Raw genomic sequence first — 25,970 nt, forward strand, 5'->3', positions numbered from 1 at the left:
ATGGACAAGACCCAATGTTTAATAAGGAGATGTGTATTATGGAAGTTAATCGAAGAACATTAATAAAGGATATTGTTAATATGGGTCCTAGGGCAATAGAAATATTAAAGAATTTTGGTATGGGCTGCATTGAATGTCCATCATCTCAAAATGAGAGTATAGAAGATGCTGCAGCAGTTCATGGAGTCGATGTAGAGACTTTAATTCAAAGTTTGAACAAAATTCCATTAAGAGAGAAAATAAAATGGAAAATAGAAAAGAAGATTGAGGATGTTATGAAGGCACGATACAATATTAAATAAGGTAATTTTGAAGATTAGTTATTTTAGATTTTTGATATCTTCTATAAGCTAAAACTAACACTTTAGGCCAATATCATAAACTTAAGGAAACGTGATCAACATTTTTGTTTATCACGTTTCCTTAAGTTTATGTATGGATTAAAATAAGAGAAAGGATGTATGATACGATTACATCCATTGATTTATACTATAGTAATTTTTTATAGGTTAGTAAAATATATACTTTTTATGTAAAGATTGTTGAATTTTTCACGATAATAATATTATTATGCTTTTGATTGTGGGGAGGATTTTGATAGCGTTGATAGTAAAGGCTCTGATATGAGTAGTTATTATTGTATGATTCTTGATATGATGAAAAGACAAGGAATTGATACATCTTCTTTTTCTTTAGGAAGTTCTTCTTTTGTTGATGCAGTAAAAGAATTTGAGAAGAAAGTAGATATAGAAAAACCTGGTGTATTTCCATCGAATTTTTCAGATTTTTGTGATGCATATAAACAGAAACTTATACAGTGCGGATTATAATTTAATATTAAATAACATAGGGAGGTTATTTATATTGTTAAATATAAATAATTTAAATAATAATTATGATTATATCAATAAAGCGATTACTGACAAAGATACTAATTATATGAATGAAGTACAAGCAATAAAAGTGATGGATTATCTATAGATTATGATGAAGATGAAAGACTTGAAAAAATAATAGAAAGCTTAAAATAATTTAGAATACTAATAGTGATTGTTAGAGAAATAAAGTCGCTGCTAAAAAATTTATATGAATAGCGACTTTTTTCTGCTTTTGCTGAATAAATTGTAATGGTAAGAATTGATGAAATTGAGATAGATAGGATTGCGGAACTAACCCAGCTAATGTCTAGCACATAAGATTAAGTTATTTTATGGTACAATTGTAATATACTTTTACATTTATTATATAAAAGTATTAATAATGGAGGGAGTAAAATGTTTAAAAACAAATTAATATTTGTATTGTGTGCTATAGGTATATCTTTTTTTATGTCATCTAAAGTAATGGCTGCAGATTATGCTTCATATGTTCAGCGTATCTGTGGAGATGATAGATATGCTACTGCTATCGAAGTTTCTAAAAATGGTTGGGCTAATGGTTCAGAATATGCTGTATTAGCTAACGGGCAAAACTTTCCAGATGCTCTCAGTGCAGCTCCCCTTGCTAAAAAATATAATGCACCTATTCTACTAAATCCAGACTCAGATTTAGATAGTAGAGTTGAAAATGAGTTACAAAGATTAGGGGTAAAACAAGTATTTATTATTGGAGGTCCATCAGTAATATCTGATACCATTAAAAATAAACTTGAAAGACTTAATATTAAAACTACACGACTTTGGGGACAAAATAGATATGAAACGTCAATTAAAATTGCAGAACAATTAAATTTTAATGGACAAGTTGTAGTAGTAAATGGTGAAAATTTTGCTGATGCTTTATCTATAGCACCTATTGCGGCTGAAAAATCTATGCCAGTTATACTTACGCTGCCAAATACTTTGCCTGAGTCTGTAGCTAATTATATAAAGAATAACAAAATAACAAAAACATATGTTATAGGAGAAAAGGATGTAGTAAGCGGCAGTATTGCAAATAGTTTTCCTAACAGCGAGAGAATATGGAATAGCAATAAATTTTATAATGGCAGTAGCAGATATGATACTAATATTGCAGTATTAAATAAGTTTAGAAATGATCTAAACCTTAGTAATATTTACTTAGCAAGTGGTGAAAATTTTCCTGATGCTTTGGCAGGTTCAGCTTTGGCTGCTAAAAATTCTTCTGCTATTGCATTGGTAAATGGTTCTTTGGAAGCACTTACTATTTATAATGGTGATATTTTAGATATTGAGAATTACGATAATATTGTACCTACTCTTGACTTTTTATGCTTAAGTAAGTCTTTTAGTGTATTAGGTGGTACTGGTTCTATAAATGATACTATTATAGGCAGCCTTGAAATTAGTCGATTTGAAAAGGATAATAACACTACTGGTTACGCAGATAATGTAACTAGTGTTGTTGTAGATGGAGATTGGTTATATTACTATAAAACATATAGCATGAGTGTTGGAGATGAATGGGACACAAAAGAATCATTTTTATGCAAAATAAAAAAGGACTTGACCGGGTATACTGTCTTAGTAGATACAACAAAATATAAGCAAGGTTGTCTTCCTGTTGGTATACAATATAATATAACTAAAATAGAAAATGGTTGGATATATTATGGCAATGAAAGCGTATCCTTTAAGGTAAGAATTGATGGTACCGAAAACACTTGTTTAAGTGGTAACCCTGATTATAGTTAATAATTTTTACAATACTTAAAGGTTTTTGAATAACTCTCTTGTCATTTTTTATGCTTTAAACTTTTCTGTTTAATTTATCAAATTCACGTTAAATTATGTAATTACTTGAAAATTTTTATATGAATTTTAGCTAATAAATGGTATACTAATAGTAAAGTATTTTTATTGAAGAGAATGGAAATGGCACAATTAAATCAAATCTATAAGTGTAATTTATGTAAAAATATGTATAAAAAGTATGATGTAATATTCGTGGATTATGAAAAGCAAATTAACATGTAATTGTATTCCCAAAACAAAAATAAATTAAATAAAGTATAATAATTGGACTTGCTTATATGTAGAGTCCCTAAGAAAATAAATTTAATCAATTAAATCAAAATATTTAAATTAGAGGTGTGTAAAATGGAATTAAAGGGAAGCAAAACAGAAAAAAATTTGTTATCTGCATTTGCAGGTGAATCTCAAGCAAGAAACAAGTATACATATTTTTCTTCAGCTGCTAAAAAAGAGGGATATGAACAGATTGGTGAAATATTTCAACTTACAGCTGATAATGAAAAAGAGCATGCAAAAATTTGGTTTAAACTTTTAAATGGTATAGGTAATACTTCAGAAAATCTGAAATCTGCAGCTGGTGGAGAGAATTATGAATGGACTGAAATGTATAAAAAATTTGCAGAAGAAGCTAAGCAAGAGGGCTTTGATGATATCTCTAGATTATTTAGTATGGTAGCAGAAATTGAGAAACATCATGAAGAAAGATATAATGAACTTTTAAAGAATATAGAAGAAAACAAGGTTTTTAGTAAAAATGCAAAAAAGGTTTGGATATGTCGTAACTGTGGATATGTTTACATTGGCGAAAATGCACCTGAAAAATGTCCTGTATGCTCACATCCTAAATCGTATTTTGAACTAGAAAGCAAAAATTGGTAGTAGTATAGTATTAAAAAACATCGTATTATTCAACTGAATTTTACGGTGTTTTTATATTTGTAAAACGATTTAAATATTAAAATATTTTCTCATACTTATATTTAAAACTAGGGCTAATGAGATAAAATTAGCTAAACTAGAACTTCCTCCATAACTTACAAAGGGAAGAGTTATTCCTGCAATAGGCATAATTCCAATAGTCATACTGATATTTTGAAATACAGAGAAAATGAGGGAAGCTGCTATACCTATACATATAAATCTTCCTAGAGAATCTTTTGAATCTTTTGCTGACTTTATGATTCTATATATTAATATGCCGTATGCTGCTAAAAGTATTGTAGATCCAATGAGTCCCCATTCCTCTCCAATGACAGAGAATATAAAATCTGTGTGTACTTCGGGAATGTATCCACCAGATACTTGAGCACCTTTTAAAAATCCTGCTCCATGTAATCCTCCAGAACCTACTGCTATTAAGGATTGTGTAAGCTGGAAACTAACATCCTGTTGGTATGCTCCAGGGTTGATAAAAGAGGTTATTCTCTGCTTTTGATATTCTTTTAGAATTCCGCTAAACCAAATAATAAGGCATAAGGGTATTGAAGAAGCAATTCCTATTATTATAGACTTTAAGTTTAGACCAGCAATGAAAAAGATACAAAAAACTATAAATAAGTATATTAGTGCCATACCTAAGTTAGGTTGTATTATTATTAAGAAAATTGGTATAAAAGCGTAAAAACACAGTATTAAAAAATTTTTTAAGTTATTTATATTGCAATCCATTTCTTCTAATTTTTTAGCAATAATTAATATTAATCCTATTTTTACAAATTCAGCCGGTTCTAGTGCTCTATTTCCGATCCTTATCCATGAAGAAGCACCTTTTATTGCTTTACTGGTTACATCATTAAATAATAGGACTCCCACACCACTCCAGTATATTAAATTGGCATATTGAACTATAATTCTATAATCAATAAGCAAAATTAGGAAGATTATTATTGTACTTAATATAACCCATAATAACTGTAGTTTGGCATAATAATAATTAGACTGATTATGTGTAGCACTATAAATGTTCATTATGCCAAAAAAGGATATTGCGATTGCAACTAGCAGCGTAGTTACATCTAAATTTCTATATATTTTTTTATTTATTAAAAGCTTGTACATTTTATCACCCGTAAAGTATTACATAAATTTTCAACAAAAACAATATTATTCTAACATATAATTGTTAAAATAAGATGTAATAATCATTATATTTTAATGAAGGAAAAGCTTTGAACATTTAGTAAAATAGGGATATGCATTTTGATATTTCCATTGGCTTTTATTATGGACACATTTTTTAGCCGCTATCTGTGTTTATGGAGAGATAGTTATCAGTGGATCTTATTTAGTGGAAAAAGCAGATATACCAAATCTTTGATTTGGTGATAGTTGCTTTCGCTGTGTGCGTAGTAGGTATCCATCAGATAAAAACATAATGTGCTTTAGTAGATAATTGGCGTTATAATTAGTGCATAAGTTGTACTATGAATAGGAGAGATTATTATGAGTACAAATATTGAGGCAATTTTATTTGATTCTGGTCGTGTGTTAAATTATCCTCGATCTGGCAATTGGTTTATCACACCTAATTTTTTCAAATATGTTGATAAAAACGTATTTAACAGCATTTCAAAGGATAGAAAGAAACTCTCGTTTAAAAAAGCATATGATTATATAAATTCGTGCAAGTTAATTAAAACGCAAGAAGAAGAATATAGGCATTTTGTTGAATATTATAATATATTTTTTAAAGGATTTCCTGAATTAAGTTTAAGCACGGATAATGTGGAAAATGTTGCTAAAGATTTAGTATACAACCCCAAAAAGTATGTATTCTTTGAGGAAGTAGCAGGTGTAATTAGTATGCTGAGAAAAAAATATAAATTAGGAGTAGTATCTGATGCATGGCCATCTTTAAATAGTGTATTTGAAGCAGTAAAATTGCGAAAGTATTTTTCTACATTTATTATTTCGTCAGTGCTAGGAGTTACTAAACCTGATAGTATTATGTATCAAACTGCGTTGGATGAATTAGGTGTGCTGCCTCAAAATGCAATATTTGTTGATGATAATTTAAAAAACTGTATTGGTGCAAATAAACTTGGTATTTATTCAGTTTTGTTATGTAGGAATAAGCATAAGTATATTTTAAATAAGTTATTAAGTATAGGAAAAAAATACGATGTCGTAAATAACCTTCAGCAACTAGACACACTAAAAGATATGAAAAAAAATGGTTATTTATAGGCTGTAAAGGATAAATTTTATGCATGAATTTTTAATAAATCAATTTGGTAAGAATTTAGGTAATAAGATTTATAGTATGCAACAGAAAAAAATACAAACAATAATTGGTTTAGCTATAGGAAAAAGTAACAATCAGTTAAAAACTCTTGAAAAGACAACTATTTTAATAAATTGATTTTAAAAATATGATATAATTACTATTGAATAATTTAGAATTGCAAAATTTTATGAATTAACGGAGATTAATATGGTGGATGTAACTAGGGTTTAATTTTTATCTATAAATAAAGTCCCATCACTTTGAATTTCAGCATAGAAAACATCCTCTATAGAGGCAATATTTTGTTGTTTAAGTTGTTTCTTTAACCAGTTTTTATTTAAATTCAGTTCTTCTAAGTTATGGTTTATTATTTTACCATCAACAATTATCTCAGAAGGAATATATTTACTAGTAGAATAAGGAATTTTCATATCTGATTTTGTTACTTGTTGTTGTGATTGTTTTTTCATTACGCTTAAGTTTCCATCTGGCTCCAATATTGCGTATTCAACTTCTGTAATAGAGAATATATTTTGTTTTCTAAGCAGCATTGATAAATCATCCATATTAAGACGACTTGAGGATAGAGATTGTTTCATGATTTCTCCTCTTTTTATTAGAATAGTTGGCTGGCCGTCAATGATACTTCTTATATTTCCTGACTTTAGGTTTATATATCCAGTTAAGGCAGTTAGTATACACCACCAAGTTAGACCAATAAGATCGTTTATGAATGGTTTATTGCCTATACTAATGATATTTGCGGCAATAGAACCTATTGTAATACCAGTAATATAGTTAAAAAACGTTAAATGACTCATTTGTTTATTTCCTAGTATTCTTGCTAGGGTTAATAGCACTATGAACGTTACTGTTGTTTTAAGTAGTAATTGAAATACATTTATAATTCCAAGAGTCATCGGCGGTACCTCCTTAACACTAACTCTATATAAAAGTAGAGAGCTTATATAATCAATGAAAAATATAATATCAATTTTATATTTTCCCAATATATCTGGCTTATTCATATTAGAGAAAGGAAAATAGTGTATAAAAGGATAAGTTATATATTAAAAATAGATATTGATTACATTTCTGAAAAATAAGACGATAATTAATTATGGTGATAGTTTTTTTGATACTAATCGAATTATAAAATGTGAAGGAGTTTAATATGAATGATGATTATATATTGAGAATAATAGAATCTATAGGGGAGTTTGCTGGAAAAGTATTGTTCAATAAACAGAGTAAGGAATTTAAAAATATAGACGTACAATCAATGACTATACAAGATGTGTTACCAATATTACTAAAAAAACTTATTTTTCAAGGTAAATATAATGAAGCAGAAAATTTGCTATTTGAAGAACTGAAAAAGAATCCTTCAGATGATTTAATTAAAATAGGAAAAGATTTTTATAATATGTTACTTTTAAAAAGTGATGAAGATCTTACCAAAGCAAATTTTTCGAGAGAGGAAATATTTCAAGGATTAAATGATATGAAAAAATTTACTTGAGAGCTTATTCAGGTGACTAACAATTCGCATCTTGAGTAAGCTCTTTGTAATATATTATAGATACGTTAAATAAATGTGTTAAACATTGATTTACAATTTACATTTAGAAGTACTTATAGATTATGATGATATGAAAACCTGCTGCCGTGCAGTTCTTTCCAGACTTCATCACATTGCGAAAGGATTTCATTAGAGAGCGGCCCCTTTTCTAAATATGCTAAATTTTGTTTCAAGTGCTCCAGGCGGCTTACTCCAATAATTACACTGTTCACGTAGCTATAAGAAATACACCAGCGCAATGCAAGTTCAAGCAGCTTCATGCCATGGCTTTGTGCAATCTGAGTTAGCTTTTCCATTGCTTGAAAACTGTCATCATTCCAATATCTTTGATAATATCCACCTAAATCGGAAAAACGTGAATTTTCAACAGGATGATCTTTGCTGTGCTTGCCCGAAAGTAATCCGCCTGCTATTGGATTATATATAACCAGGCCTACCTTGTTTTGCTTAATACAAGGTACTAGCTCGGACTCTATGCCCCTTGTAATTGAGTTATAAACGTTTTCTGTTACACTTGGCGTTATCAAGTTACGCTTGTCGCAAGTCCATAAGGCATCCATTAGTTGCCATGCAGCAAAGTTGCTGATTCCAATATAACGAACCTTCCCTGATTTAACAAGAGAAGTCATTGCTTCCATTGTTTCTTCAAATGGCGTTAGAGGATCAGGTGCATGCATATAATAAATATCTAGGTAGTCTGTATTTAATCGTTTTAAGCTATTTTCCACAGACGAAATAATATGTTTTCTGCTGAGACCTTTGTCGTTTGGCCCTGAACCCGATGGTCCTCCAACCTTACTTGCTAGAATTACATTTTCCCTGCAGCCTTTAATACCTTTACCTGTAATTATTTCACTTTGTCCACCATTATAAATGTCTGCAGTGTCTATAAAGTTGATTCCATTATCCAATGCATACTTAATAACTTTAATGCTATCCTGCTCGTTTAACTGCCCACTAAATGTCATTGTTCCAAGACAAACTCTTGATACATTTAAACCTGTCCCTGCTAAATTTGTATATTCCATATACAAAACCTCCTAGTATATGTTTAATTTCATATTTTAATCTTCTTCATGAGGAAGATATTAGCAATATAATGATTAGAAATCTAACAATTAGGTTTCTGACATTAATAGTATACTTTGCTAAATTTAATGTCAACTCAAATTATTATTTAACGTCTTATTAAAATGGTAGTCATTGGATAAAGATAGTTTCCATAGGCTTCATATTTATCCAACGACAAGCACTAGACGGAATGATTTATATGGTATACATTTATATTATAGAAGTATATATTAAAGTACCATATTATTTTTTAATGGCGATAAACCCATTTAATTATTTGAAGTTAGTATTCCCCAATATTGACTTCTTTTTTTATTAGAAAAGTTGGTTAATATACATCTCGGTGCCATATTAGAAAACAAAAGGTCAATTTTCACTATATAGTGAATTAATTGGCCTTTTATTTTTTATCAAGTGGTAGTCGCTTTCATTGTGTGGTGGGAGTGTTATAGATGGTATACAGCTAATAAAATTATTGTCTATATTGTCTTGGGTGAATGCGGCTGCTATTATCTCTTAAAATAGATCTTGGAAAATTATCCAACCTTTGTCTAGAAGTTAAGCTTAAATTTGTTGTTGTTGTAAATGACCCGCCATCTGTTCCAATTGTAGAAGGATAAATTACAACATTTTCATTACTTGATTCCATTGCAACAGGATTAACCTTGTTACTTGAAGCATTCAATAAATCACCGTTTACCATAGCTGACTGGTATTTTACCGTACCCATATCTGCTAAAGGATATAGCTGATTGTTATCATTAGAAGGATCCTCACTGATCCATTCTGCTGATGTTCCAATTCCTTGTTCATAGGAAGAATCTAGCGTTGTGGATATAGTTTTAGTTTGTGTCCGGCCGTTAGGTTCAGTTACAGCAAATGTCAAATTCCATGTTGAATTGGATGATTTAGATATACTAACATTAATAGTTGAATTAATTGGAACACTAATTATGTTCTGAGAAACATCAGGCAGCTTTTCCCAAAAAATTTCTGCCACAGCTTGTCCGTTTTCTACTTCTTCTAAGGTTCCCATTTGGAGAAGATCTGAAGAACTTGCTCCACCTAAACCAATCCACTGTGCAGCTACTGCATTTTGCTTATTTGTTGGAATATTAGGGATTGTCCAACTACCAGAAATACTAGTATAGCTGCTACTTTTAGAAGTAGGTGTATCTATGTATCCTGCCCAATTACTAGACTTTTCAGTATTAGCAGGAAGATTTATTGTAGATACACTATTTTTCAGCTGCTGAATTGGTAGTTGCTGCTGAGTTGGCAGAGAATGGACTAAATTCCGTCTGGAAAAATAATTAGATAGAACATATTTATTATTGGTGGCATTTTGAGGGCCATTTCCAATTATAGTGGAGCCGGTTCCGAATCCAACTAATAGTGTTAATAATATAAGTGGAATTTTTTTAAATATAGTTTTCACTTTTCTTTCCTCCTTCCATAACATCTTAAAGATACATTTATGTTTTTTGATATTATAGAAATTTATTCTATAATATACTAATTTCTCATTTGTATGTGATGGGTATGTGATGAAATAATTACAATAGTATTAATAAAATATAAATTTACTGTAAACTAAAAAATATAACTAGCATACTGACTGGCTATTTCTTTGAAAATGCCTTATATAGAACTAATTAGGACAAACAAATCGTATAAGTTGGCATTTTTCATAATATCCTTAAAATATAAAAGCTAATTAGTGATTAACTTTAAAAGTGATGTCAATAATATAGACAAGTATAAACTTTTATAAAAGTTCACGAAATAAGAAGTAGAGAGTCTGAATTGGAGGTAGTGATGGTATGGGATACAATATTATAGATATAATTAATAAGTCAATAAATATTGCAGTTAGAAGAAAAGCTGAATATGAGGACATAGGAAAAAGGTGCAATAAACAATCTATAAAAATAATGTCAGTTGTTTTAGTGAAACAATTAGATAAAAGTATTCAATATTACGAGAAGCTAAAAAAAGTAATAAGTGGTATGGAATTTGAAGAAATTGATTTTGTAATATATGATAAAATGTCTTTTTTAATAGATGAGTTTAACAGGAAAGTATATAAACCTGAGATAAATAATGTTAGAGACTATTTGAAGTCTTTTCTTGACTTAGAGAAAGATGTGTATTCTTTACTTGTTGATGTACAAGGTAGATTTGTGAAAAATACAAGTGATGTAAGTACAAAAACATATACAATATTGTCCCATATTATTAATAATGAGGCTAGCCATATTTCAACTCTTGAAAAAATGCTAAAATAAAATTTATATATAAAATATATTTCCTTATCTTATGGATGCCTATGGTAATACTCACTTCCACTAAGCAGGTAGTTATCGGATAAACATAATGCATCAGGTGTTGTTTAGAAAACTTCACCCAATGCATTTTAAAATATATTTATTTAATAGGAGGATCATCATTGATGATTCTATTTGCCTCTTCCTCCGAAAGGTCATAATTTAAAAACGTTTTATAAAAATTTCTAGTTTCTTTAACTATATCTATGTTAGAAAATTTATCAGGGTGTATGATTTTTGCTGCCCATTGTATTTGTAATGCTTCTTCTGCACTGTACCTATCCCAGTAAAAAGCTCCATCTGGATTAAAGTATACTTTTGAATTCTTAACAGCATTTACTTTTTGCCAGGAAGGATCATTTAATAAATTGTTTATATTTTTTTTGCCATTGCTTACTTTCATTAATGTATTGCTGCTTAATATTACAATATCCGGATTCCATTTTAATATTTGTTCCATGGATACTTGTTTATTATTTCCTTTTACTTCTGAAGCTGCATTTACTCCACCAGCTGCTTCTATCCAGGAATTAATTATTGTATTGTTTCCATCTACAGTTATTGGTGAAAGTGAAGTTACATGGAGAACTTTAGGCCTTTGTTCCTTAGGTATTTTAGACGTTATACTAGTTATAGTGTTGAGTTTTCCATCTAAATAGGATACATATTCATCTGCCTTTTTCTTTGAGCCTTGTCCTAAAATATCACCTGTAAGTTTAACACATTTTTTTAAACTATTAAAATCAGTAAAATTTAATTCTACAGTTGGAATTCCTGAATCTGATATTTTATTTACGCTTTTATCATTTAGTGGTGTAAATACAATGTCAGGTTTTGCTTTTATAAGTTCTTCTGTATTCACACCGTCTGAAGTAAATGCTGTCACTGCATTTTTCATTTGAGGATTTACTTTGTAGAGCCAGGGCCTTCCTTTTTCTGTGAGAATAGTGGCAACAATTTTATTTCCTTGGCCTAAAATACACAGAACCTCATTATGAGCTTGCCAGGAATCTCCTATCTTTTTAATATTTAAAGGCACGTCCACTTTTCGTCCAGCAGTATCGGTAATCGTTTTCGTCTGCGTGCTTTTTTCACTTGTTTTTTTTGATGTATCACCATTATTACATCCAGTTATTAAAAAAATAATTGCAAAAACAGTGATGAGTATAAATTTTAGTTTTTTCATGATTTAACACATCCTTTTAGGTTTATTTAACTATAGCTAAATGCTATAAAAATCCATCATAATATGTATTTATTGACATAATATAGTTGATTTTGGGGTAAAATATGAACTTAATGGTACAATAATCTGCTACATTTATTATAATATAATAATTTATATTACACAATTGATTTTAAACCTAAACAGTATAAAAAGTGACATAATATGCTTAAAACAAAATATAAAATATACTTTATATTATATTTTGTTATGTTTTATTGAAAACATAACAAGGATAGAATATAATATAAATATCTTAAAATTGTAATAAATGTTATTACGTAATTGGTAAAATAGAAATTCACCACAGGGAGTGTAGCATTAAGTTAAGACAGAGCCGAGTGCTTGGGCTATAGAATGTCTGGGTACTTTTGTTTATAAAATACTTACATAAATTATGATAGTAATGGGGGAATGGCAAGTAATGAAAAGAGAAAATGAGGAACACATATCGCTGCCTAGAAATGAGGCTCTAAAGAGAATAATGGAAAGATGTGATTTAAAATCACGAATAGAAACAATACCTCTAATTCATGGACTAGGAAGAGTGTGCGCTTACGACATTGTATCTATGAATACGCTTCCTAATAGTCTTACTAGTAGGTTAGACGGTATAGCTGTATATTACCATGATTTTGAGAATGGAACACCTGATACTTCTAGTTGGAAAAGAGGAGTACAATATGACTTTGCAAATACTGGAATTGCTATTAAAAAGGATTATGATACCGTTATCAAAATAGAAGAAGTTGAAGTAGACAAATTAGATAACATAAAAATACTAAAGGCACCTTCAGCAAAAGGAGAACTCACTCAGCCTGTAGGACAAAAAATGAAAAAAGGTGATGTACTTGTAAAGTCCCATACGTTACTTACACCATCTCATCTTGAAATACTTGCTATGGGGGGAATTGATAAGATTGACGTGCTGCAAAAACCTGTAGTAGCTATTATACCTACAGGTAATGAATTGGTTCCTGTAGGAACACCCTTACCCTTGGGAAAAAATGTTGAGTCTAATAGTATAATGATGAGAACAAAAGTTGTTCTTTGGGGAGGACAGCCGCTAGTTTATGATATCGTTCCAGATGATCCTAAAAAAATTATAAATACACTTCTTGATGCTTTAAAAAAGGCGGATATTGTAATAATCAATGGAGGATCATCAAAAGGTACTGAAGACTATAATATAAAAATGTTAGGAGAAGTAGGAGAAGTACTAGCTCATGAAGTAGAACATGGACCAGGTAAACATACGTCATTTACCGTGGCTTATGGAAAGCCTGTAATTGGAATCGTAGGCCCACCAATTGGAGCTGAATATACGGTAGATTGGTATATTATGCCTCTTATCAATAAATATCTTTTTCAACCAACCATAAAGCCGCAAAGGTTACAAGTAGTTCTTACAAAGCCAATTGTATCAAAGCGCCCATTCGATTTTTATGTACGTATTATTGTAAAATATGAGGATGGTCAGTATAAAGGTACGCCAGTAATTGGTCGTGACAGGCCTGTTATTGAAGGCTTGATTTATGCAAATGCTCATTTATGCATACCAGGAAGTGTTGATGGATATGAAGCAGGAGCTAAGGTTGAAGTTGAACTGCGCTGTCCTATCGAGCTTATAACAAGAAATGGAGGGGAAACAGAGTGAAATGTAAAGCGCTTAGTAAAAAAAGTATAACAGCTATTATTGCTATGGTATTTGTTGCTTCTACATTTATTGGATGTGATGGTAAAAGCAGTAGTGAATCGACTAAAAAAAATACAATTAAAATAGTTGACATGACTCATAGAAATGTTAAGGTACCTGCCGATATTAAGAGTGTTTTATCAATCAGTCCTCCAGCTACAATGCTAACATATATGCTTGCGCCAGACAAACTTATGGGATGGAATTTGAAAATGACAGGTAAGTACATACCTGATAAATACAAGAAATTACCTGTTGTGGGAGGATGGTATGGTACAACCAAAGGTAATTATGAAAAATATATGTCGCTGAAACCTGATTTGATAATTGATGAAGGACATAATGCTGTCCAAGCTGATGCAGTAAAAAAGGACACAGAAGAAGACCAGAAGAACCTGGGAAATATCCCGGTTGTAGGTGTAACAGATACTGTTACTCTGGCAAATTTTCCGAATTATATAAGATTTGTGGGTAAGATGCTCAATGAGAGCCAGCAGGCCGAAAAACTAGTGGCCTTCTATAATAAAGTAATAAATCAAGCTAAAAGCGTAGCAGCTACTATTCCAGATAATCAAAAAGTAAAGGTATATTATGCAGAAGGCTCAAATGGTCTTCAGACTGCCCCGGCTAAATCTATACACACACAGCCTATAGATATTTGTGGTGGAATCAATGTAGCACAGGTAGCATTAGATAAAATGGGTATGGTTGATGTATCTCCAGAACAGGTACTAAACTGGAACCCAGATGTGATTATAGCTACTGATGCTAATTTTTATAAAGGAATTTATTCCAATCCTGTATGGAAAGGGATTAAAGCTGTTAAAAATCATAAGGTATATCTTGTGCCAAGCGATCCTTTTAATTGGTACGACAGGTCTCCTAGTGTAAACATAATCCTTGGGGTGCCATGGACTGCTAAAATACTGTATCCAGATAAATTTCAGAATATGGATTTAAATAGCCTTATCAAGGAATTTTATACTGATTTTTATCATTATAATCTTACAGACAGTGATGTTAATAAATTATTAAACACCAAACAATAAAAGACAACTTTTGTAAGGTGATTAATTAGAGTTTAAAAGGAGGACAAGTATATGCTAGAAGAAATGAAACTGGCTAATTCGTCTGAAAAATCTATGTCAAAATCAAAAACAACTTATATTATGATACTTATTGCCTTGTTACCAATACTTTCTTTTTTCATTTCCTTAGCTTTAGGTAGATATCCTATATCAGTATCACAATTTTTTAATGTTATATTATCAAATGTTTCAGGGATGGATAATTCAAAATATGCAACTATTAGCACAGTTTTATTTAATGTCAGGATTCCTAGAATTTTGTCTGCATTACTAGTTGGGGCAGGTTTAGCTATAGCTGGTTCTGCATATCAGGGCTTATTTAAAAATCCAATGGTATCTCCAGATATACTTGGAGCTTCTTCTGGTGCGGGATTTGGTGCAGCGTTTGGAATACTTTTATCATTTAACAGCTTTGGTGTGCAGATTTCAGCATTTCTATTTGGACTTGCAGCAGTTAGTATAACCTATTTAATAAGTTTAATCATAGGAAGAGGTAATAATGCTACATTAGTACTTGTGCTTACAGGTATGGTTGTTTCGGCTTTATTCTCTTCTTTTATTTCTATAACAAAATATGTGGCTGATCCCTATGACAAACTCCCGGCTATAACCTTCTATTTGATGGGAGGATTATCTTCTGTCACTATGAAAGATATCAAAATATTATCGTTACCATTTATAATAGGAATTGTACCGCTAATTTTATTGAGGTGGAAACTTAATGTACTTTCTTTTGGTGATGAGGAATCAAAGTCTTTAGGCGTAGATACTTCAAAGTTAAGAATAGTTATAATACTTTGTTCAACTTTAATTACTGCTGGAGCCGTATCAATCAGTGGTATTATTGGCTGGATAGGGCTTGTAATACCTCATATAGCAAGAATGTTTGTGGGACCTAATTTTAAAGTTTTATTGCCTGCTTCCTTATTGATTGGAGGTACATTCCTTTTGTTAGTTGATGACATAGCTAGATGTGCTTTTTCTGTGGAGATTCCATTAGGAATTCTCACGTCATTAATTGGAGCACCATTTTTTATTTATCTTTTGATTAAAGGAAGAAGAGGATGGATATGAAAAAAATTTTTTTTACTGGTGAGAAGGGGATTGGTAAATCTAAATTATTAGAAAAAGTTATTAAAAATATAGATTGCTCTATAGGCGGATTTATTCAAGAAAAAGAGTTTACAGAAGGAGTGAAAATTTTTAAAGTTATTTCACTTTATAACTCGGATGATAATTATATTATTGGAAGATATGATATAAAAAAAGAAAAAATGTATATAGATATGGATATATTCAATGTTATAGCTAATGATGTACTTTTAAAAAGCCTATATAACAGAGATTTAGTAGTACTTGATGAATTAGGATTTATGGAGGAAAATGTATCATTATTCAAAGATACCATTTTTAAAATACTTAATAGTGATAAGCCTGTTATAGGAGTGTTAAGAGAATGTGATGGGGATTTCGTACAGAAAATAGCAAAGAGAGAAGATGTACAGGTAATTAGAATTGATGAAAATAATAGAAATTTTATGGAAGGTAAAATTCTTCGAACTTTACAAGAAAATAATGTAAGGTTGAAGAAAAATATAAGTTAAAAAAATCAATGGGGGAAGAAAAAATGAAAAAAATATCTAAAATTTTAATTCTATTATTAATAGTGTGTATCTTTGGAGCTTGTGGAAAAAGCACGACTTCTACAAGTACAACTACTGCAGATAGCAATAAAAAAATTACTGTTACTGATGGATTAGGAAGAAAAATAGAGTTATCCAAGCCAGCTAAAAAGGTGCTAACTAATTATGCTGTAGCAACACAGATATTGTGTGCCTTAGGGGAACAAAATAATATTTTAGGTATAGATGGAAAGGTTATGAAAAATCCATTAGGTTCTTCACCAAAAGCAGGTGCAAGTAAATCGTCTGCTACTAAAGATGCTAATGAGTTAAATGTGGAACAAGTAGCAGCTGCTAAACCAGATCTTGTTATTATACAAAAAAAGAACAAACAGGTTGTACCAAGCCTTGAAAAAGCTAATATTAAAGTTTTTGTTGTGAATGCAGAGGGTCTTGATGAATTAAAAGCTACTGTGAAAAATTTAGGAATAGTTACTGGTAAAGAAAAAAAGGCAGATGAATTTATAGATTATTATACAAAAAAGTTAGATTCTATTAATAATAAACTTAAAGGTATAGATCAAAAAAATAAGCCTAAAGTATATATGGCAGGAGGAAGTATGTATTTAACTCCAGGAAAGAATATGTTTCAAAACTCATTTATTGAATTAGGCGGTGGAATAAATGTGGCAGGTCCTTTAAGTAAAAGTGCTAAGTGGAGTGAAATATCTGCAGAGCAGTTAATTAGCTGGAACCCTGATATAATAATTCTTACACAATATTCTGCAGTAAAACCTCAGGATGTACTTAATAATGATGGTTTAAAAGATGTAAATGCTGTGAAAAATAAAAAAGTTTATTTGATACCTTCAAAAATGAGTTCATGGGATATGCCTTGCCCGCAGACGATTTTAGGAATAATGTGGTTAAATACAAAAACAAATCCTGAAGTATTTAAAGATACAAACATAACAAAAGAAGTAGATGATTTTTATCAAAAATTTTATGGAACTACTTATACAAAGCTTGGTGGTACTTTAGATTAAAATAGAAACGTCCTAAATGTCATAATCTGATAAAAGGAGGAGAGGGCGGATATGAAGTTAGAAATAAAAAATGTTAGTTGTGGTTATAGTACAAAAGTGGTTGTAAAAGATATATCCATGAGTGTGAGTTCAGGAGAAATATTGTGCCTATTGGGACCAAACGGTGTAGGTAAAACTACTTTTTTTAAGACTATATTGGGTTTTTTAAAGCTTAAAGGTGGAGAAATACTCTTGGATGGAGAAAATATACATAACTGGTCTAGAAAACAGCTGGCTAAAAATATTGGGTATGTACCACAGGCTCATACACCTCCTTTTCCCTACAAAGTTTTTGATGTAGTATTGATGGGCAGAACTGCCCATCTTTCAATGTTTTCTTCTCCTACAAAAGAGGACAAAGATATTGCTGAGGAGGCTATAGATATCTTAAATATATCCTATTTAAAAGACAAGATATATACGGAAATAAGCGGTGGGGAAAGACAAATGGTCTTAATTGCCAGGGCACTTGCACAATCTCCTAAAATGCTTATAATGGATGAACCAACTTCTAATTTGGACTTCGGAAATCAAATTAGAGTATTGAATCAAATAAAAAAGCTTTCTAAAAGAGGACTAGCAGTTGTTATGACGTCACATTATCCTAATCATGCATTTATATGCTCTACGAAAGTAGCGTTTATGCAAAGAAACAATGTATTTACAGTAGGTAATGTAGATGAAGTTGTTACAGAAGATATGCTTAAAGAAGCATATGGTATTGATGTAAAGATTATTAGCGTACCTAATTCAAATGGAGAAGAGATTAAAGCTTGTGTACCCGTGATCAATTAAGACGTATGATAGAATAATTAAATGAAAGTTAACAAGATATAAGTAAATATAAAATAACTAAAACAATATATTTTATATTTTTTTAATATGTTATGTTATGTTTTGTTGCAAATTTAACAAAAATATAATATAATATAAACATGTTATATATGTAATAGTATTTATTACACAACTGGCGATAATAGAATTGACCAGAAATAATGTGATAGTAATTTGAAACAAACAAGAGCGCCTGGACCATATAACGTCTAGGTGCTTTTGTTATATCAAAATGCTTATATAAATTATGATAAAAATAGGTTGATACATCGCTGCGAGAATGTTTAAATCTCTAAAATATTCAAAATTAAATTTTTTGAATGCAGAAAGGAGGAAGTACACATGTTGGAAGAAGACGTATCCATAAGAAAAACTAATTTTTTAGCTCATATTGTATGTCCTATGCAGCAAATCTTCAGAAGAAACTTTCAAATGAAACTTAACGAATATAAAAGATTAACAGGCAAAACATTCAAGTGCCATATAGCTGTTGGATGTGGTGGAAGTGATAAGTATGATGATATCTGGAAGGTAAAAAGTATAGAAGACTTTCCTGACATTGTAGCTTCTGTTACATTTGGAAACTTTTTTAGAAAGGATTTCATAGAGAAATTTGTTTACAAGGGATATTTTAAATCAGTAATAGAAAAAAATGCAAATGAGGACTTTGTAAGAGCAGGACTAGAAGACCCTGATGGTAATTATTCAGTTTATTCTGTATTTCCGCTTGTAATGCTTGTAGACAAGAACAAATTGGGTAACCTTCCAATGCCGAAAAAATGGAGTGATCTTTTAAAGCCTATATATAAAAATAACATAATTGTTTCAGGATCACAAAAAGGTATAGGAGAGCTCCTTCCTCTGTACATATATAAAGATTATGCTGAAAAAGGACTTCAAATGTTGGCAGCTAACATAAAGGAAGGGTGGCATGCTTCAAAAATGTCTAAAGTAGCAGGAACTTTAAATAATGAAGGGGCTGCAATATATGTGCTTTCATGGTTTTTTGCTAAAGTGTGTCCAAGAAAGGAGTATGTTTCTGTAGTTTGGCCTGAAGATGGAGCAATTGCAGAGCCTATATATATGCTTGTAAAAAAGTCAAAAATTAATGAACTGAAGGAAATAATAAATTTTATTACAGGGAGTGAATATGGGCAAAAATGCGCTTCATATTATTTTCCTTCGGCAAATGCTGCAATAGATAATAATTTACCCCAGAATGCGTCTTTTAAGTGGTTAGGGTGGGAGTATATTAAGCGCAATGACATTTATGAGGTAAAAGAACATGTAAGAGATAAAATTATGCAGTACTACAAATTAAAAAATAGGGTTGAGGGGGGATTTAAAAATGAAACGTAGGATAAGTAAAAGAGCTATAGTAGTTGTTATGGCTATAGTATTTGTCCTAATTATGTTTTTTGGATGTGGAAATAAAAAAAGTTCTGCAGTCAGTGAAACAGAAAAAGTAAGTATTACAGATATGGCAGAAAGAAACGTTAAAATTCCAGCTAATATAAACAAGGTACTGTCAGTATCTCCTGCTACTACAACAGCAGTATACATGCTTGCTCCTGAAAAGTTGGTAGGCTGGAATATGAAATTTTCACCAGATAATGCAAAATACATACTCAAAAAATATCAAAAACTTCCTATGGTAGGTTCTTGGTCTGGGAAAAATGATATCAATTATGAGACATATATATCCATGAAGCCAGATATAGTTATGGATAACTCTGAAAATAATTCTATAACTAAGGTGAGGCAGCAAAAACTTGGAAACATACCTGTGGTAGTTGTACATGATTTGGATACTCAAAATTTTGTCCCATACATTACATTTATGGGAAAGGTTTTAGGAGCAAAGCAAAAGGCAGACAAATTGATATCTTTTTATAACAATGTAAAGAAAGAAGTAGAGAGTAAAGTTTCAAATATACCAGATGAACAGAAAGTAAAGGTCTATTATGCTGAAGGACCTAAAGGCTTACAAACTGATTATGATTCAGGACCATCAGCTTTTAAAACCAATTATGCTAGTTTAAAAAACAATCAACACACTCAACTTATATATCTTTGTGGAGGACTAAATATTGCAAGGGGCACTGGAATTAATAACACCTCAGAAGTTTCAATAGAAAAGGTACTCCAGTGGAATCCAGACGTTATTATAACAAATAATCCTCAATTTTATAAAAGTGTTTACTCTGACAGTTCCTGGCAAAATGTAAAAGCTGTAAAGGAACATAGAATATATTTAACACCTACAAAACCTTTTAATTGGGTTGACAGACCACCAGGAATTAATACAATAATAGGAATACCATGGACAGCTAAAATGTTGTATCCTGATAAATTCAAGGATATGGATTTAAATAAACTTACCAAAGAATTTTATTCAGAATTTTATCATGTGAACCTTACTGATAGTGATATTAATGTTTTGCTTAATAATCAACAATAAATTTATGGAGGTAGGTGTTTTAGAAATTGTCCGAATCAGAAAAACCCAAGGTTTATTATGTGAGAGGACCTGATGCACTTACAAGTCATGGACGTAATTCCTATACAGAATGGTATGTGGAAATGGCAGGAGGAACACTTGTAACTTTTAGAATATGTGGATTTAATTTAAATAATCAAGATGATTTGCTAAATAAGTTTGGAGAAAGGACTATGCTCCAGACAGTCTTAAAAGTTAGAAAATTAAACATAAAGTCATATTGATTACAGGAAAAGAATTTGGAGGCGAATGTGCAGAAGGCTGCTGTCTGTCACTAAATCCTTGTGTAGATAACGAACTCCCTAAAAATGCAAAATTCAAGTGGATTGGTTGGAATTATATTAAATCCAATGATATGTGTAAACTAAAGAATTATTTAAATTCTATTTTTATTAACAGCATAAATTCAAATACCCTTTAAGAAATGAAAAGTAAGTATTTGACTATTAGGAGAGAAGGATATAAATATGTTTAAAAAATTAAAAACAAACAATTTAATTATATTATTAGTTGTTTTATGCATGATTTTAGTTACAGGTATTACGGGTTGTGAAAATAAGAGTTCGTCTTCAAGTGTAAACTCAAATAAACAATCACAAAGCACTAAAACTATTGTAGACATGGATGGAAATTCAGTTAAGGTTCCTGTGAAGGTTACTAAAGTGGCAACTTCTTGGCCTGGATTTTGTAATGCACTTTTTACAGTTAGTGGCAGAAATAATAAAATAGTTGCAACATCTCCTGCTATTAAGAAAAGCTATCCTTGGGCCATTAAATTGTATCCACAACTTAAGAATATATCTTACCCATTTAATGGAGAAACAACTAATATTGAACAATTGGTAAAGTCTAAACCAGATATAGCATTTTTACGTAAAGGCGACAGTGTACAAAAAGTTAAAGAAGCAGGTATACCTGTAGTTATGATTGATTATAAACATAATAGCATAGAAGACATAATAAATAGTGTCGTTATAACAGGTAAAGTGCTAGGAGAAAATGAATATAAGAAAGCAGAACAGTATAAAGATTATTTTAACAAAAATATAAGTAGAGTATCTTCTATAACGTCTAAAATACCTGAAAATGAAAGACCTAAGGTAATTTATCTATCTGTGCAAAATCAAAGTATTTCAGTATGGGGGAGAAACATGCCTCAAAATGAAACTATAAATATGGTAGGAGCAATAAATGAAGCAGCGAATGAAGTAGATGGATATAAAGAAGTTTCCATGGAGCAAATGCTTAAGTGGGATCCAGATGAGATAATAGTAGATGGGAATCTTAAAAAAAGTAAAGTAGCAAAAAATCCTTCATGGAGCCAATTAAAGGCAGTAAAAGACAATAAAGTATTTGTAAGTCCTAGTGGTGTCTTTTCATGGGCAAGACTTGGAACAGAATCAGCACTGCAATTATTATGGATGGCTAAGAACATATATCCCCAAAAATTTCAAGATATTGATATTGGAAAAGAAACAAAATATTTTTATAAAAATTTCTTTGAATATGAATTAAAGGATAATGAGGTTAAAGAAATACTAAATTGTGAAAATCCAATTTAAACAAGTATTAAAAAGTATATTTATGGAGTAGGTGAAAAAAATGAGATTAATTACCGTTTCAGGTCCACCTTCATCTGGAAAGACATCCGTAATTTTAAAAACTATACAGTATTTGAAGTTAAAAAAGCTAAATGTAGGTGTAATAAAATTTGATTGTCTTTCTACATTTGATGATATTTTATATAAAAAAGCAGATATTCCAGTGAAAGTAGGACTCTCTGGAAATTTATGTCCTGATCACTTCTATATAAGTAATATTAATGATTGTGTAAGTTGGGGATGTAAAAACAATTTGGATTTATTAATTAGCGAAAGTGCAGGATTATGTAACAGATGTTCGCCTCATATAAAAGGTGTCCTTGCCATATGTGTAATAGATAATCTCTCTGGAATAAATACACCTAAAAAAGTGGGCCCTATGCTAAAATTAGCTGACATTATAGTTATAACTAAAGGAGATATTGTATCTCAAGCAGAAAGAGAGGTGTTTTATTTTAAGGTAAAGCAATCTAATCCAAAAGCTTCAATTTTTTGTGTGAATGGTATAACGGGACAGGGAGCTTATGACTTAAGTGAAAGTTTAAAAAATGCTTCAGAAGTAAATAACTTAGAAGGAGAAATGTTAAGGTTCACTATGCCCTCCGCACTTTGTCCTTATTGTGTAGGTGAAAGGAAGATAGGCAAGGATTATGAAAAGGGAAATGTAAAAAAAATGAATTTGGGGGATGCCATATAATGAAGGATAAAGTTATATCAATTCCTATAAAACACTTAATAAAAGAAGACTCATATATAGAAGACTTTTTTACATCAATTGGAATTAAAAATTATAACAATGAGTGCACATTAGAACAAATAGTAGAAACACTTACAGATGAATTTATTGATGACTGCGGACTTGATAGAGAAGAGATATTAAACCATTTTCAATTGTTTGTTGAGAAAATGGAAGAGTTAAAATTAAAATCAGAAAGTCACATTGAATATATAACTATTATAGGAGGACATGACAAGTCAGGAAAAAATGAAAATATAAATATCACAGTAAAGCCTGGCGAAATCATATCTTTAGTTGGACCTACAGGAGCTGGTAAAAGCAGACTGTTAGCGGATATTGAATGTATTGCACAGAAGGATACTCAAACGGGTAGGCAGGTACTTATAAATGGGAAAGTACCTGAAATAGATAAAAGATTTTCTATGGACAATAAGCTAGTGGTACAGCTTTCTCAAAATATGAATTTTGTAATGGATTTAACGGTTAAGGAATTCATTACAATGCATGCAGAAAGCAGGATGATACATAAAGTAGAAGATACGGTTAAAGCAATAATTGAATGTGCCAATGAACTTGCCGGTGAAAAGTTTTCTTATGATGTACCTGTTACACAATTGAGCGGAGGTCAATCAAGGTCACTGATGGTTGCGGATACAGCACTATTAAGTATATCTCCTATAGTTTTAATTGACGAAATAGAAAACGCAGGTATTGATAGGGGAAAAGCAATAGAATTACTAGTGAAAAAGGAAAAAATAGTTTTTATGTCTACTCATGATCCTATATTAGCTCTTATGGGCAATAAGAGAATTGTTATAAAAAATGGAGGAATAAATAAAATAATTGAAACTAATTATGCTGAACGAAAAAATCTTCAGTTGCTTAAAAAATTTGATATAAAAATGACAAAACTTAGAAATACAATACGCAGCGGAGAGGTTATTGATTTTGATGTAAATGAATATTTATGTGATTTATAAATTAAAAATGGGGGAGCAATTATGTGGGAGATATATGATGAGTTAATAGAATTAATACCTAAGGATTTAGTTATAAAAGATTTTGTAGCAGGATTAAACTGGTTTTTAGTGGAATCTATTGGAACAGGTATGGCAATGACACCTAAAGAGGGAAATTCTTATTTGCAGATAGCGGGTAATGTGGTTGGAATGAAAGTCTGTGAGGTAGCAAAATTTATAAAATCTTGGAGTAATTATGAAGCGGCTTTAGGGTTAGCAGCAATTAATTCTGTAATTAATACTCCTTACAATGTAGAAACATTTAGTGGCATTAAGATAAGTGAACAGCCTAATATTAATGACTTTGAATACATGAAAGATAAAATAAAGGGAAAAAAGGTAGCCGTTATAGGACATTTTCCAGATCTTGAACCTTTAGCTGAGATATGTGAACTTTCTATACTTGAAAGAATTCCACAAAAGGGAGATTTCCCAGATCCATCCTGTGAATATTTATTACCCCAGCAGGAATTTGTGTTTATAACAGGAACTACTTTAATAAATAAAACCTTACCGAGACTTCTTCAGCTTAGTAAAAATGCTTACGTTACTGTTGTAGGACCTAGTACACCTATGACTAAGTGCTTATATAAGTATGGTATTAATATGCTTGCAGGGACTGTAGTTACAGAACGTAATAAAGTATGGAATTTAATCAGAGAAGGCGGTAGACATGAATTTTTTAATAATGGGGCGCTCATGGTTAAAATACCTAAAGACAAAGTAAAATAAAATAAAACAAGGAAGTTGACAGTAAAAATGGGGGAGCAATTATGTGGGAGATATATAATAACCTTATTTCAAGAATACCAGAAAATATAGAAATAAAAAGATGTTTAATGGGAGTAAATTGGTTTTTAGTGGAGTCCGAGGGAATTGGCATGGCAATGAGACCTTTAGAAGTGTATGGTAAGGTAAGTATTCCTGAACATATAGCAGGAATGAAGGTTTGTGAAATAGCTAGGTATGTAAAGTCCTGGAATAATTACGAGGCTGCACTTGGATTGGCAGCAATAAATTCGGTAATAAATACTGAAAGTAATGTTTCTAAAATTTATCCCGGTGATTTAAATGGACAACCTAATGAATCTTCATTTATATCGTTAAAGGAAGAAATAATAGGAAAGAATGTCACAGTAATAGGGCATTTCCCGAGAGTAGAAGCACTTAGAAGAATATGTAAACTGTCAATATTAGAGAGAAAACCTGATGGGGGAGATTACCCTGATCCAGCCTGTGAGTATATTTTACCTTATCAGGATTATGTTTTTATAACAGGAACGACTATTATAAATAAAACTCTTCCAAGGCTTCTTGAATTGAGTAAAAATGCAAATGTAATATTAATTGGACCAAGTGTTCCTATAACTGAAATGTTGTTTAGTTATGGGGTTGATGTATTAGCTGGTACAGTTATTCTTGAAAAGGAAAGAGCCTGGGATGTTATACAAGAAGGCAACCCAACAAAGTTTTTTAAACGTGGTGCCAGAAGAGTTAACATAAGTTTTGAAGATTATAAAAATGTACAATGGAGAGATGAAGTTCGATTAAGTAGGAAAGATATTTAAAAGATAATCAAATTAAGTTATTTGAAACAGGCAAAGCTGTTTAATTGATATAAAAAATTAAGATAGGATGTGA

General features: G+C 30.7%; 28 protein-coding genes. 23 read left to right on the plus strand and 5 right to left on the minus strand.

Annotated features, from left to right (window positions below):
- Positions 1-38 precede the first annotated feature (38 nt).
- From CLAU_RS18620 to rbr, 4 genes are all read left to right on the plus strand, one after another.
- Complete coding sequence (locus tag CLAU_RS18620; RefSeq protein ID WP_013238359.1) at positions 39-302, plus strand: DUF1858 domain-containing protein; 264 nt, start codon at positions 39-41, stop codon at positions 300-302.
- 321 nt (positions 303-623) lie between these two features.
- Positions 624-830, plus strand: coding sequence for a hypothetical protein (locus CLAU_RS18625; protein ID WP_023163429.1), 207 nt, complete (start codon positions 624-626; stop codon positions 828-830).
- Positions 831-1,274: 444 nt separating this feature from the next.
- Complete coding sequence (locus CLAU_RS18630) at positions 1,275-2,654, plus strand: cell wall-binding repeat-containing protein (protein ID WP_013238360.1); 1,380 nt, start codon at positions 1,275-1,277, stop codon at positions 2,652-2,654.
- A gap of 405 nt (positions 2,655-3,059) precedes the next feature.
- Complete coding sequence (gene rbr, locus CLAU_RS18635; RefSeq protein WP_013238361.1) at positions 3,060-3,593, plus strand: rubrerythrin; 534 nt, start codon at positions 3,060-3,062, stop codon at positions 3,591-3,593.
- A gap of 69 nt (positions 3,594-3,662) precedes the next feature.
- Here rbr and rodA read toward each other — a convergent pair whose 3' ends face one another.
- Positions 3,663-4,772, minus strand: coding sequence for a rod shape-determining protein RodA (gene rodA / locus CLAU_RS18640; RefSeq protein WP_013238362.1), 1,110 nt, complete (start codon positions 4,770-4,772; stop codon positions 3,663-3,665).
- Positions 4,773-5,156: 384 nt separating this feature from the next.
- On the opposite strand from rodA, the gene CLAU_RS18645 reads away from it, so the two are divergent.
- Positions 5,157-5,900, plus strand: coding sequence for an HAD-IA family hydrolase (locus tag CLAU_RS18645; RefSeq protein ID WP_013238363.1), 744 nt, complete (start codon positions 5,157-5,159; stop codon positions 5,898-5,900).
- A 19-nt stretch (positions 5,901-5,919) separates the two neighbouring features.
- Positions 5,920-6,075 carry a hypothetical protein gene (locus CLAU_RS20770; protein ID WP_013238364.1) on the plus strand — a complete coding sequence of 52 codons (156 nt, stop codon included), beginning with the start codon at positions 5,920-5,922 and terminating at the stop codon, positions 6,073-6,075.
- A gap of 92 nt (positions 6,076-6,167) precedes the next feature.
- Here the strand turns inward: CLAU_RS20770 and CLAU_RS18650 are convergent, their stop codons facing one another.
- The gene (locus CLAU_RS18650) at positions 6,168-6,860 is read right to left on the minus strand and encodes a YetF domain-containing protein (RefSeq protein WP_013238365.1); all 693 of its coding nucleotides are present in this window, start codon (positions 6,858-6,860) and stop codon (positions 6,168-6,170) included.
- A gap of 254 nt (positions 6,861-7,114) precedes the next feature.
- Between CLAU_RS18650 and CLAU_RS18655 the strand changes: the two genes are divergently transcribed.
- Entirely contained in the window at positions 7,115-7,462 is a 348-nt protein-coding gene (locus tag CLAU_RS18655) for a DUF6483 family protein (protein ID WP_013238366.1), read from the plus strand.
- A 113-nt stretch (positions 7,463-7,575) separates the two neighbouring features.
- Here the strand turns inward: CLAU_RS18655 and CLAU_RS18660 are convergent, their stop codons facing one another.
- Complete coding sequence (locus tag CLAU_RS18660; RefSeq protein WP_013238367.1) at positions 7,576-8,550, minus strand: aldo/keto reductase; 975 nt, start codon at positions 8,548-8,550, stop codon at positions 7,576-7,578.
- Positions 8,551-9,065: 515 nt separating this feature from the next.
- Positions 9,066-10,031, minus strand: coding sequence for a G1 family glutamic endopeptidase (locus CLAU_RS18665; RefSeq protein WP_013238368.1), 966 nt, complete (start codon positions 10,029-10,031; stop codon positions 9,066-9,068).
- 385 nt (positions 10,032-10,416) lie between these two features.
- Here CLAU_RS18665 and CLAU_RS18670 point away from each other — a divergent pair, with 385 nt between their 5' ends.
- Positions 10,417-10,881, plus strand: coding sequence for a hypothetical protein (locus tag CLAU_RS18670; protein WP_013238369.1), 465 nt, complete (start codon positions 10,417-10,419; stop codon positions 10,879-10,881).
- Between the two features lie 139 nt (positions 10,882-11,020).
- On the opposite strand, the gene CLAU_RS18675 is transcribed toward CLAU_RS18670, so the two are convergent.
- Positions 11,021-12,106, minus strand: a complete 1,086-nt coding sequence (locus tag CLAU_RS18675; RefSeq protein ID WP_013238370.1) for an ABC transporter substrate-binding protein — start codon at positions 12,104-12,106, stop codon at positions 11,021-11,023.
- 463 nt (positions 12,107-12,569) lie between these two features.
- Between CLAU_RS18675 and CLAU_RS18680 the strand changes: the two genes are divergently transcribed.
- The 15 genes from CLAU_RS18680 to CLAU_RS18750 all read left to right on the plus strand — a co-directional run bounded on the left by CLAU_RS18680 (position 12,570) and on the right by CLAU_RS18750 (position 25,897).
- A complete protein-coding gene (locus tag CLAU_RS18680; protein ID WP_013238371.1) occupies positions 12,570-13,802 on the plus strand; it encodes a molybdopterin molybdotransferase MoeA in 1,233 nt (410 codons plus the stop codon).
- The gene (locus CLAU_RS18685; RefSeq protein ID WP_013238372.1) at positions 13,799-14,890 is read left to right on the plus strand and encodes an iron ABC transporter substrate-binding protein; all 1,092 of its coding nucleotides are present in this window, start codon (positions 13,799-13,801) and stop codon (positions 14,888-14,890) included. The genes CLAU_RS18680 and CLAU_RS18685 overlap by 4 nt, the downstream gene beginning before the upstream one ends.
- 51 nt (positions 14,891-14,941) lie before the next feature.
- The gene (locus CLAU_RS18690) at positions 14,942-16,003 is read left to right on the plus strand and encodes a FecCD family ABC transporter permease (protein ID WP_013238373.1); all 1,062 of its coding nucleotides are present in this window, start codon (positions 14,942-14,944) and stop codon (positions 16,001-16,003) included.
- Positions 16,000-16,533 carry a nucleoside-triphosphatase gene (locus CLAU_RS18695; protein WP_023163432.1) on the plus strand — a complete coding sequence of 178 codons (534 nt, stop codon included), beginning with the start codon at positions 16,000-16,002 and terminating at the stop codon, positions 16,531-16,533. Before CLAU_RS18690 ends, CLAU_RS18695 begins: the two co-directional genes overlap by 4 nt.
- Positions 16,534-16,556: 23 nt before the next feature.
- On the plus strand, positions 16,557-17,597 hold the full coding sequence (locus CLAU_RS18700; RefSeq protein ID WP_013238375.1) for an ABC transporter substrate-binding protein: 1,041 nt from the start codon (positions 16,557-16,559) through the stop codon (positions 17,595-17,597).
- 51 nt (positions 17,598-17,648) lie between these two features.
- Positions 17,649-18,431, plus strand: coding sequence for an ABC transporter ATP-binding protein (locus CLAU_RS18705; protein WP_013238376.1), 783 nt, complete (start codon positions 17,649-17,651; stop codon positions 18,429-18,431).
- A gap of 381 nt (positions 18,432-18,812) precedes the next feature.
- Positions 18,813-19,829 carry an ABC transporter substrate-binding protein gene (locus CLAU_RS18710; protein ID WP_013238377.1) on the plus strand — a complete coding sequence of 339 codons (1,017 nt, stop codon included), beginning with the start codon at positions 18,813-18,815 and terminating at the stop codon, positions 19,827-19,829.
- Positions 19,819-20,931: an ABC transporter substrate-binding protein gene (locus tag CLAU_RS18715; RefSeq protein WP_013238378.1), complete on the plus strand. Its 1,113-nt coding sequence runs from the start codon at positions 19,819-19,821 to the stop codon at positions 20,929-20,931. The genes CLAU_RS18710 and CLAU_RS18715 overlap by 11 nt, the downstream gene beginning before the upstream one ends.
- 26 nt (positions 20,932-20,957) lie before the next feature.
- Positions 20,958-21,194 carry a hypothetical protein gene (locus CLAU_RS18720; RefSeq protein WP_013238379.1) on the plus strand — a complete coding sequence of 79 codons (237 nt, stop codon included), beginning with the start codon at positions 20,958-20,960 and terminating at the stop codon, positions 21,192-21,194.
- Positions 21,191-21,391, plus strand: a complete 201-nt coding sequence (locus CLAU_RS21530) for an ABC transporter substrate-binding protein (RefSeq protein ID WP_023163433.1) — start codon at positions 21,191-21,193, stop codon at positions 21,389-21,391. Before CLAU_RS18720 ends, CLAU_RS21530 begins: the two co-directional genes overlap by 4 nt.
- 46 nt (positions 21,392-21,437) lie before the next feature.
- On the plus strand, positions 21,438-22,532 hold the full coding sequence (locus tag CLAU_RS18730) for an ABC transporter substrate-binding protein (RefSeq protein ID WP_013238380.1): 1,095 nt from the start codon (positions 21,438-21,440) through the stop codon (positions 22,530-22,532).
- 40 nt (positions 22,533-22,572) lie between these two features.
- Complete coding sequence (locus CLAU_RS18735) at positions 22,573-23,268, plus strand: GTP-binding protein (protein WP_013238381.1); 696 nt, start codon at positions 22,573-22,575, stop codon at positions 23,266-23,268.
- A complete protein-coding gene (locus CLAU_RS18740; RefSeq protein WP_013238382.1) occupies positions 23,268-24,290 on the plus strand; it encodes an ATP-binding cassette domain-containing protein in 1,023 nt (340 codons plus the stop codon). Before CLAU_RS18735 ends, CLAU_RS18740 begins: the two co-directional genes overlap by 1 nt.
- 21 nt (positions 24,291-24,311) lie before the next feature.
- On the plus strand, positions 24,312-25,061 hold the full coding sequence (locus CLAU_RS18745) for a DUF364 domain-containing protein (RefSeq protein WP_013238383.1): 750 nt from the start codon (positions 24,312-24,314) through the stop codon (positions 25,059-25,061).
- Between the two features lie 41 nt (positions 25,062-25,102).
- Complete coding sequence (locus CLAU_RS18750) at positions 25,103-25,897, plus strand: DUF364 domain-containing protein (protein ID WP_013238384.1); 795 nt, start codon at positions 25,103-25,105, stop codon at positions 25,895-25,897.
- Positions 25,898-25,970 lie beyond the last annotated feature (73 nt).

Source organism: Clostridium autoethanogenum DSM 10061 (assembly GCF_001484725.1).
Lineage (GTDB): Bacteria > Bacillota > Clostridia > Clostridiales > Clostridiaceae > Clostridium_B > Clostridium_B ljungdahlii.

What these genes read in the sequence shown, in the direction of transcription:
- CLAU_RS18620 (WP_013238359.1), top strand. Translation starts at nt 39, where the DNA reads ATGGAAGTTAATCGAAGAACATTAATAAAGGATATTGTTAATATGGGT.
- CLAU_RS18625 (WP_023163429.1), top strand. Translation starts at nt 624, where the DNA reads ATGAGTAGTTATTATTGTATGATTCTTGATATGATGAAAAGACAAGGA.
- CLAU_RS18630 (WP_013238360.1), top strand. Translation starts at nt 1,275, where the DNA reads ATGTTTAAAAACAAATTAATATTTGTATTGTGTGCTATAGGTATATCT.
- rbr (WP_013238361.1), top strand. Translation starts at nt 3,060, where the DNA reads ATGGAATTAAAGGGAAGCAAAACAGAAAAAAATTTGTTATCTGCATTT.
- rodA (WP_013238362.1), bottom strand. Translation starts at nt 4,772, where the DNA reads ATGTACAAGCTTTTAATAAATAAAAAAATATATAGAAATTTAGATGTA.
- CLAU_RS18645 (WP_013238363.1), top strand. Translation starts at nt 5,157, where the DNA reads ATGAGTACAAATATTGAGGCAATTTTATTTGATTCTGGTCGTGTGTTA.
- CLAU_RS20770 (WP_013238364.1), top strand. Translation starts at nt 5,920, where the DNA reads ATGCATGAATTTTTAATAAATCAATTTGGTAAGAATTTAGGTAATAAG.
- CLAU_RS18650 (WP_013238365.1), bottom strand. Translation starts at nt 6,860, where the DNA reads ATGACTCTTGGAATTATAAATGTATTTCAATTACTACTTAAAACAACA.
- CLAU_RS18655 (WP_013238366.1), top strand. Translation starts at nt 7,115, where the DNA reads ATGAATGATGATTATATATTGAGAATAATAGAATCTATAGGGGAGTTT.
- CLAU_RS18660 (WP_013238367.1), bottom strand. Translation starts at nt 8,550, where the DNA reads ATGGAATATACAAATTTAGCAGGGACAGGTTTAAATGTATCAAGAGTT.
- CLAU_RS18670 (WP_013238369.1), top strand. Translation starts at nt 10,417, where the DNA reads ATGGGATACAATATTATAGATATAATTAATAAGTCAATAAATATTGCA.
- CLAU_RS18675 (WP_013238370.1), bottom strand. Translation starts at nt 12,106, where the DNA reads ATGAAAAAACTAAAATTTATACTCATCACTGTTTTTGCAATTATTTTT.
- CLAU_RS18680 (WP_013238371.1), top strand. Translation starts at nt 12,570, where the DNA reads ATGAAAAGAGAAAATGAGGAACACATATCGCTGCCTAGAAATGAGGCT.
- CLAU_RS18690 (WP_013238373.1), top strand. Translation starts at nt 14,942, where the DNA reads ATGCTAGAAGAAATGAAACTGGCTAATTCGTCTGAAAAATCTATGTCA.
- CLAU_RS18695 (WP_023163432.1), top strand. Translation starts at nt 16,000, where the DNA reads ATGAAAAAAATTTTTTTTACTGGTGAGAAGGGGATTGGTAAATCTAAA.
- CLAU_RS18700 (WP_013238375.1), top strand. Translation starts at nt 16,557, where the DNA reads ATGAAAAAAATATCTAAAATTTTAATTCTATTATTAATAGTGTGTATC.
- CLAU_RS18705 (WP_013238376.1), top strand. Translation starts at nt 17,649, where the DNA reads ATGAAGTTAGAAATAAAAAATGTTAGTTGTGGTTATAGTACAAAAGTG.
- CLAU_RS18710 (WP_013238377.1), top strand. Translation starts at nt 18,813, where the DNA reads ATGTTGGAAGAAGACGTATCCATAAGAAAAACTAATTTTTTAGCTCAT.
- CLAU_RS18715 (WP_013238378.1), top strand. Translation starts at nt 19,819, where the DNA reads ATGAAACGTAGGATAAGTAAAAGAGCTATAGTAGTTGTTATGGCTATA.
- CLAU_RS18730 (WP_013238380.1), top strand. Translation starts at nt 21,438, where the DNA reads ATGTTTAAAAAATTAAAAACAAACAATTTAATTATATTATTAGTTGTT.
- CLAU_RS18735 (WP_013238381.1), top strand. Translation starts at nt 22,573, where the DNA reads ATGAGATTAATTACCGTTTCAGGTCCACCTTCATCTGGAAAGACATCC.
- CLAU_RS18740 (WP_013238382.1), top strand. Translation starts at nt 23,268, where the DNA reads ATGAAGGATAAAGTTATATCAATTCCTATAAAACACTTAATAAAAGAA.
- CLAU_RS18745 (WP_013238383.1), top strand. Translation starts at nt 24,312, where the DNA reads ATGTGGGAGATATATGATGAGTTAATAGAATTAATACCTAAGGATTTA.
- CLAU_RS18750 (WP_013238384.1), top strand. Translation starts at nt 25,103, where the DNA reads ATGTGGGAGATATATAATAACCTTATTTCAAGAATACCAGAAAATATA.